This is a genomic window from Providencia sp. CIM-Carb-044 (assembly GCF_033901115.1).
GTDB lineage: Bacteria > Pseudomonadota > Gammaproteobacteria > Enterobacterales > Enterobacteriaceae > Providencia > Providencia hangzhouensis.
Window position 1 is genome coordinate 1 of the sequence record NZ_JAXADV010000030.1, and the last position, 5,393, is coordinate 5,393.

Annotated in this window: 8 protein-coding genes; all 8 read right to left on the bottom strand. The window is 45.9% G+C overall.

What is annotated here, in order from left to right:
* Positions 1-388 (bottom strand): hypothetical protein (locus SJ312_RS22720; RefSeq protein WP_319868381.1); only part of this gene is annotated, 388 nt, incomplete at its 3' end.
* Between the two features lie 36 nt (positions 389-424).
* Positions 425-610 carry a hypothetical protein gene (locus SJ312_RS22725; RefSeq protein WP_168550184.1) on the bottom strand — a complete coding sequence of 62 codons (186 nt, stop codon included), beginning with the start codon at positions 608-610 and terminating at the stop codon, positions 425-427.
* A gap of 375 nt (positions 611-985) precedes the next feature.
* Positions 986-1,348: a hypothetical protein gene (locus tag SJ312_RS22730; RefSeq protein WP_272654096.1), complete on the bottom strand. Its 363-nt coding sequence runs from the start codon at positions 1,346-1,348 to the stop codon at positions 986-988.
* 106 nt (positions 1,349-1,454) lie between these two features.
* A complete protein-coding gene (locus SJ312_RS22735) occupies positions 1,455-1,805 on the bottom strand; it encodes a hypothetical protein (protein WP_113532754.1) in 351 nt (116 codons plus the stop codon).
* Between the two features lie 186 nt (positions 1,806-1,991).
* A complete protein-coding gene (locus SJ312_RS22740) occupies positions 1,992-2,225 on the bottom strand; it encodes a DinI-like family protein (RefSeq protein WP_113532753.1) in 234 nt (77 codons plus the stop codon).
* A 70-nt stretch (positions 2,226-2,295) separates the two neighbouring features.
* Positions 2,296-3,180 (bottom strand): DNA replication terminus site-binding protein, encoded by an 885-nt coding sequence (locus SJ312_RS22745; protein ID WP_011039692.1) that lies wholly within the window; start codon positions 3,178-3,180, stop codon positions 2,296-2,298.
* Positions 3,181-3,448: 268 nt separating this feature from the next.
* On the bottom strand, positions 3,449-4,714 hold the full coding sequence (umuC, locus tag SJ312_RS22750) for a translesion error-prone DNA polymerase V subunit UmuC (RefSeq protein WP_168550182.1): 1,266 nt from the start codon (positions 4,712-4,714) through the stop codon (positions 3,449-3,451).
* Positions 4,702-5,139 carry a translesion error-prone DNA polymerase V autoproteolytic subunit gene (gene umuD, locus SJ312_RS22755; protein WP_113532751.1) on the bottom strand — a complete coding sequence of 146 codons (438 nt, stop codon included), beginning with the start codon at positions 5,137-5,139 and terminating at the stop codon, positions 4,702-4,704. The genes umuC and umuD overlap by 13 nt, the downstream gene beginning before the upstream one ends.
* Positions 5,140-5,393 lie beyond the last annotated feature (254 nt).

Here is a 5,393-nt window from a genome sequence, read left to right on the forward strand (position 1 = left end):
TACCTATCAATTTCAATATAAACAATGAACTAACGCTGTTAGCGTGGTTTTTTGCATCATTGGCCCTCAAACCCCGAGTAAAGCAGAACATAAAATCGTCCTGAAATACATAGCAACGCCAGACCATACCATGAGGGCCATTCAAAATAACGCGGGTAGAGTTCGGGCTAACACGCTCAACAACAAGCCTGTGATCAGGTACACCACCAGCTTTATTGACCGCATCCAATAGGGATGTGATCTCTTCAACACGGGTCGAATATGACTCGGAATCATCATCAGAATCATCAGCAGCAATAATGGCAGCATTGGCACTGATAAACTGCGCAGCTACAGCACTTCCGTAGTGGTGCTCCATGACGCCTACGTACTCCAGAAACTTTTCCACGATACCTATCCTTTAAAATAATATGAGGTAAAGCCGTTAATTAACGGCTTTGTCCAGTGTGGATTTAACACGGGCCAAATTTTGCAGCGCATCTTCAAGAGCAGCCTCTTCTTTGCTGTTCCGACATTGCGCCATCGCCTCACCCATTTTTTCCCCGAGAAGAGATACTTCACGAGCCAACAATGACGTTACCGAGCGAGAGGGCATAATGCTTTTCATCATCAATCTGTCTCCATCATTACGGTTTCAAAGTCTGCTCAAGAGCTTCTCTTGCGTGACTTTAACTGTTTGTTTAAAAGTTCTTTGAAATAACGGTCAGGATCACCGAGCTCTTTGCCTTTCTCCGTTATGGTGTATCGACAATTCCCTTTATCGGTCAGGAGTCGTTTTTTTACGAGAGAATCTAAAATAGTTCTCGTCGTGCTGAAATTTAGCCAGACAATTCCACAACTGGGCCAGAATTTCCCACCATTCTTATAGATAGCGGAAAGAATTGATTGTTGTCGCTGTCCTATTTTCACAGGGATACCCCCCTCTTCTGATACTTCACTGTTTCAGTCCTTTTCTGACGTTCCTTGCTGATAGAAGATGCTTTCTCTATACGGCACCCCGTTTCGCCTTATATTCCTCATGTCGGGCTTTCAGACGCGCATTCACGCGCTTTTTTGCTTCACTCTGTTCATCGACGCAGATCGCAAGAGACAGGCGCAGGATGTGATGTTCTTCCCGCTCTTCTGGAGTAAGAAAATCGAGGGCAGTGAATCCACTAGGAATAGAGTCGTTTTGTGCGAAACACTCCGCGAGGCGAGCTTGTGCGACGTTACTTAATGCAGTCAGTTTGTTTAGCGTCGCAAAGATGCCAAGTGCGTCAAACGATGCAATAGCCTTTAGCTCATCTGGCTGATAGTTAGAATCATTAGTCCCTGTCATTTTCTGTCTCATGTGTTGATTGTCTTTCAATTAGATTGGCACACCTGATCAGGGGGTCGAATAGCAAAGCAGAGAAAAAATTGAAAAAAAAACTGCCCAAAGGCAGCTTAGAAAATATCAATTACATCAAGCAGTTTTATTGAATTATTTCCCGTTCAAGCGGGGATTCATGCTGGATGTTTTTCGTATTTAAGGTGCGATGAGTACCATAGTCGATGATGAAAATGTCGAGATGGCCATGTTCGCCAATAGCCAGATCACTAACCTGTTTGGGCGTGAATACTGGCGTATCTTTGGCTATGGTAACAAGGTTGGTTCCTCCGGTTTTGGAGCGAACAGTCAGGCGGATAATGTCCTTTTTTTTGCGTCGTGCATTCGTGCCACCAGCGGCAGGCGCGTTTTGAAAAGAAGAGTTTGGCGCTGAAAACATCTGGTTGAAAATGGCATCCATTTTACTACCCATGTTGAGAGAGAAATCGTTTTTCATATAACCTCCTTTACTTAATGAAATGGTGATAAATGATGAGGTTCCGCTGGTGGGCGTGACCGCCAGCCCTATCTGTAAGTCCAATATGGTCACACACTCAGGATGAGGGTCGAATAGCTATCGTGCAGATTTAGGGCAAAAAAAAACTGGGCCAGAAGCCCAGTTCACATGCAAAAAATAAAACGATCAAGGCAACCAGCTGTCACTTTGCCAGATGTCTTCAAGCTTCTGCATTATTACTTTTTTTTCATCATCATCAACGCCACTGATCGACACTTCTGCACTGCTTCCCTTCCCCACGCTTACCACACCACGTTCGTAATTAGACAAGATCTCTTTCTCTATCTCAGCTCGTAATGCCTGCTGGATTTTAGCAGGCACTTTCTTGCTGGCATCGAAACACACATTTATACGTAACATATACCCCCCGGTAATTTACTGTATACATATACAGTAATACTACCAAAGGATAATGTCCAGAAAAACCTTATCAGGCAATCACTTCGATACTTTCGCCATGAAACGTACCGAGGATTTCCGTATGCACTTTGTCGTTACGTCGCTTACGGCTGATTCGCTCATTCGCATCATAGATTTTGAGCATTTTCACCTCTGGCCGTTCATTCTGAATAATAATGAAGGGCATCGGAGCCGTGACCATTGTCAGCTTCCCAGTCGGGTGTTGCTCGCTACGGAACGAGATGTTTGCCGATGGCTGAACCTTGAGACGACGCCTTATACGTAGTCGTTCTTCCGGTACGGAAACGATCTGCTTCATCAGCAACGCAAGCGGCACCTCTTTTTTCCCATCCTCCCTACCTTCCTTGCTCATACGCACGAGTAACTCAGCTTTGTCAGGAATGAGCAAAGACTCCTTTTCTTGCCAGCTAAATCTCACGGCTGATATATGCTCATCCTTCCACCAGCGGATCTGACGGTAAAGATGTAAAGTCAGCACCCCGGCACATTGATTATGCAGGGCTTCAAATCGTGCGCTACGTGTCTGGTAGGTCGTAATGATGTGAGTCTCAATACTCTTTTTCAGGGCATTGATTTGGCTCAGCAGGCGAACGAGCTCGACCGTAAACGCATTATCTTCTGATGGAAACCACAGAACACCGGATGCACGACGTGCAGACTTCTGGGAAAAATCATGCTTGATGTGCAGGTCACTCCAGATATCAACCGCCTTCTGAATGGCCTCATGGCCGTACAGGTGATCAGGGGCAACATACGAAATGGGTAAATGCTCATCCCCCCGCAGGACGGGCGGAATGTCGGAGACTTGGGAAAACAGAGGCGAGCTACCGCTGATCAGCATTTTCAGGGCGAGTAAATCGTCCGTAAGCTGTTCAAATGTTTTTTTTAAATCCATAGCGGATACCCCTGTCAGTTTATACAGTATGTATTTTAGCCAACAAGGGGAATTGTAGCAATAAAACTGTTTTGCAACGTTCGTCGCTATATTTTCATTACGAAAAAATCCAATTTATTTTGTTCTGGCATGGCTTACAGCGCGTGACCATAATCTTATAGCTGTTTTTGAACACGTAACCTTGAGAACCAAATTGCGCTGCCGGACGAGTGAGGGGGGCGAAGTGAAACACCAAGGAAAAATTATGTCTTTTTGATGGTTAGTGGGCTTATCCTAACCTAACCTTTGGTAAATCATCCCAGCTAGTCAAATATGCAGGGGATAGCATATTTCTCTTCATTGCGAAAACGGGGTTTATACCTTGTCCGGCAAAAAACAAATTGTGTCTACCCTGCTTGTTGAGAGTATCCAGTAATTGCATGAGATTTTCGCTGTTGCGGTACTGGGCCGATTCAGTGAACAAATCAAGTTGAGGCTCACGCTCGCGAATATCACAAAGCATCACACCTGCTTTAGCATAACGGACTTCTGGCCTCCAGATCCGTTTTAATGCGCGTTGTGCAGCATTAATAATATCCCTGCTGTCGTTGGAGGGAGTCACCAGCATTTCAGTAGCCTGATTGGAATAAGGTACATCATTTACTGCGTAGGGGCTGGTGCGTATAAAAACACCAATTACAGAGACATACCCTTTTTCTTGCCGGAGTTTTTCGGCAGCGCGAGCCGCATAATCGGTTATGGCTTGCTGCATTTCATGAAGGTTGGTGACTCGCTCACCGAAGGAGCGGGAAACGACTATTTGCTGTTTCATCACATCATTTTCTTCAAGCGCCATGCAAGGCTCCCCTCGGAGTTCCCTGACGGTACGCTCAAGGACAACATTATACTGCTTTCGTACCCGAACAGGATCAAGGCAGGATAGTTGAAACGCGGTTTCCACTCCCATAAACCGAAGCCTTTTACCCAGCCGTGGGCCAACACCCCACACGTCTTCAACGGGCACAAGCCGCATCAGCTTTTCTAAACGGGTAACATCATCAAGCGCGACAACTCCGCCAGTTGCCGGATAGGTTTTTGAAGCATGAGAACACAATTTAGCGAGTGTTTTTGTCGGTGCTATCCCAACACCACAAGTAAGCGTTGTCTGACGCTGTACCTCTTCTCGCAACATGCGGCCATAGGCATCAAGAGTCATTAAACCAGTGATATTCGTGGCATCAAACCAAAGTTCATCGATTGAATACACTGAGCTACGCGGAGTCAGTGACTCTATAACAGATGCAAACCGGGAACTAAATGCGGAATAAAGGGCATAGTTTGAACTGAAAACAGCGACATTGTTCCGTTCTATGAGATCTTTGATTTTAAAGAATGGCTCGCCCATTTTTATACCAAGGGCTTTCGCCTGCTTGTTACGGGCTATGCAGCTGGCATCATTGTTTGACAAAACTACTACGGGTTTACCAGCAAGATCGGGCCTGAATGCTTGCTCGCAGGCACAGTAGCAGGAATTAATGTCGATCAGGCCATACATTTTTTGTGCTTCATTAATGAGTAAGTCACCACACCCCAAATTTCAACGTCGTTACTTTCAGGGTCAAAATAGATAGGTGGGTATGCCGGGTTCATCGGCATAAGGCATGGACGTGGCCGCAAGATGAGTTTCTTGACTGTGAATTCGTTGTCGATGCTGGCAACAACAATACTACCCTGCTCTGGAGTTTCTGAGCGATCAACCACCAGCACGTCACCAGAATGTATCCGAGCATCCTGCATGGAGTCACCTGTCACGCGCAAGAAGTACGTGCTGGCTGGATGAGTGACCACCAGCGTATGAAGATTAAGTTCAGCCTCTTCCCACCCAGCAGCAGGGCTAGGGAAACCTGCGGGTACGAGCTCGCCAAAGAAAGGGATAGTTTCTTTGGTGTCTGGGGCTGATTTCATAGGTTTTAGTGACATTAATGCCTCTCTTACGCTGTACATTTATACAGTATATATGATAACGGCATTTTACTGCAAAGTTATCAACTTTCAACTTTCAACTTTTAACAGCGGGCAGAGAAATAACTAACCGGGGAACAATTTTATCGGCAACGGCCATTCTCCCCCTACCCTTTTCATTGTTCATTTTTATTTGGGGTCGTCTCAGAATTCGGAAAATAAAGCACGCTAAGGCGTAGTCACCCCGTGACTCCCCCGCGCCGATGCAGCGA

Bases quoted from the DNA above. Each gene is read 5' to 3' on its own strand.
- SJ312_RS22740 (WP_113532753.1), bottom strand. From the start codon at position 2,225: ATGTTACGTATAAATGTGTGTTTCGATGCCAGCAAGAAAGTGCCTGCT.
- SJ312_RS22745 (WP_011039692.1), bottom strand. From the start codon at position 3,180: ATGGATTTAAAAAAAACATTTGAACAGCTTACGGACGATTTACTCGCC.
- umuD (WP_113532751.1), bottom strand. From the start codon at position 5,139: ATGTCACTAAAACCTATGAAATCAGCCCCAGACACCAAAGAAACTATC.
- umuC (WP_168550182.1), bottom strand. From the start codon at position 4,714: ATGTATGGCCTGATCGACATTAATTCCTGCTACTGTGCCTGCGAGCAA.
- SJ312_RS22725 (WP_168550184.1), bottom strand. From the start codon at position 610: ATGATGAAAAGCATTATGCCCTCTCGCTCGGTAACGTCATTGTTGGCT.
- SJ312_RS22735 (WP_113532754.1), bottom strand. From the start codon at position 1,805: ATGAAAAACGATTTCTCTCTCAACATGGGTAGTAAAATGGATGCCATT.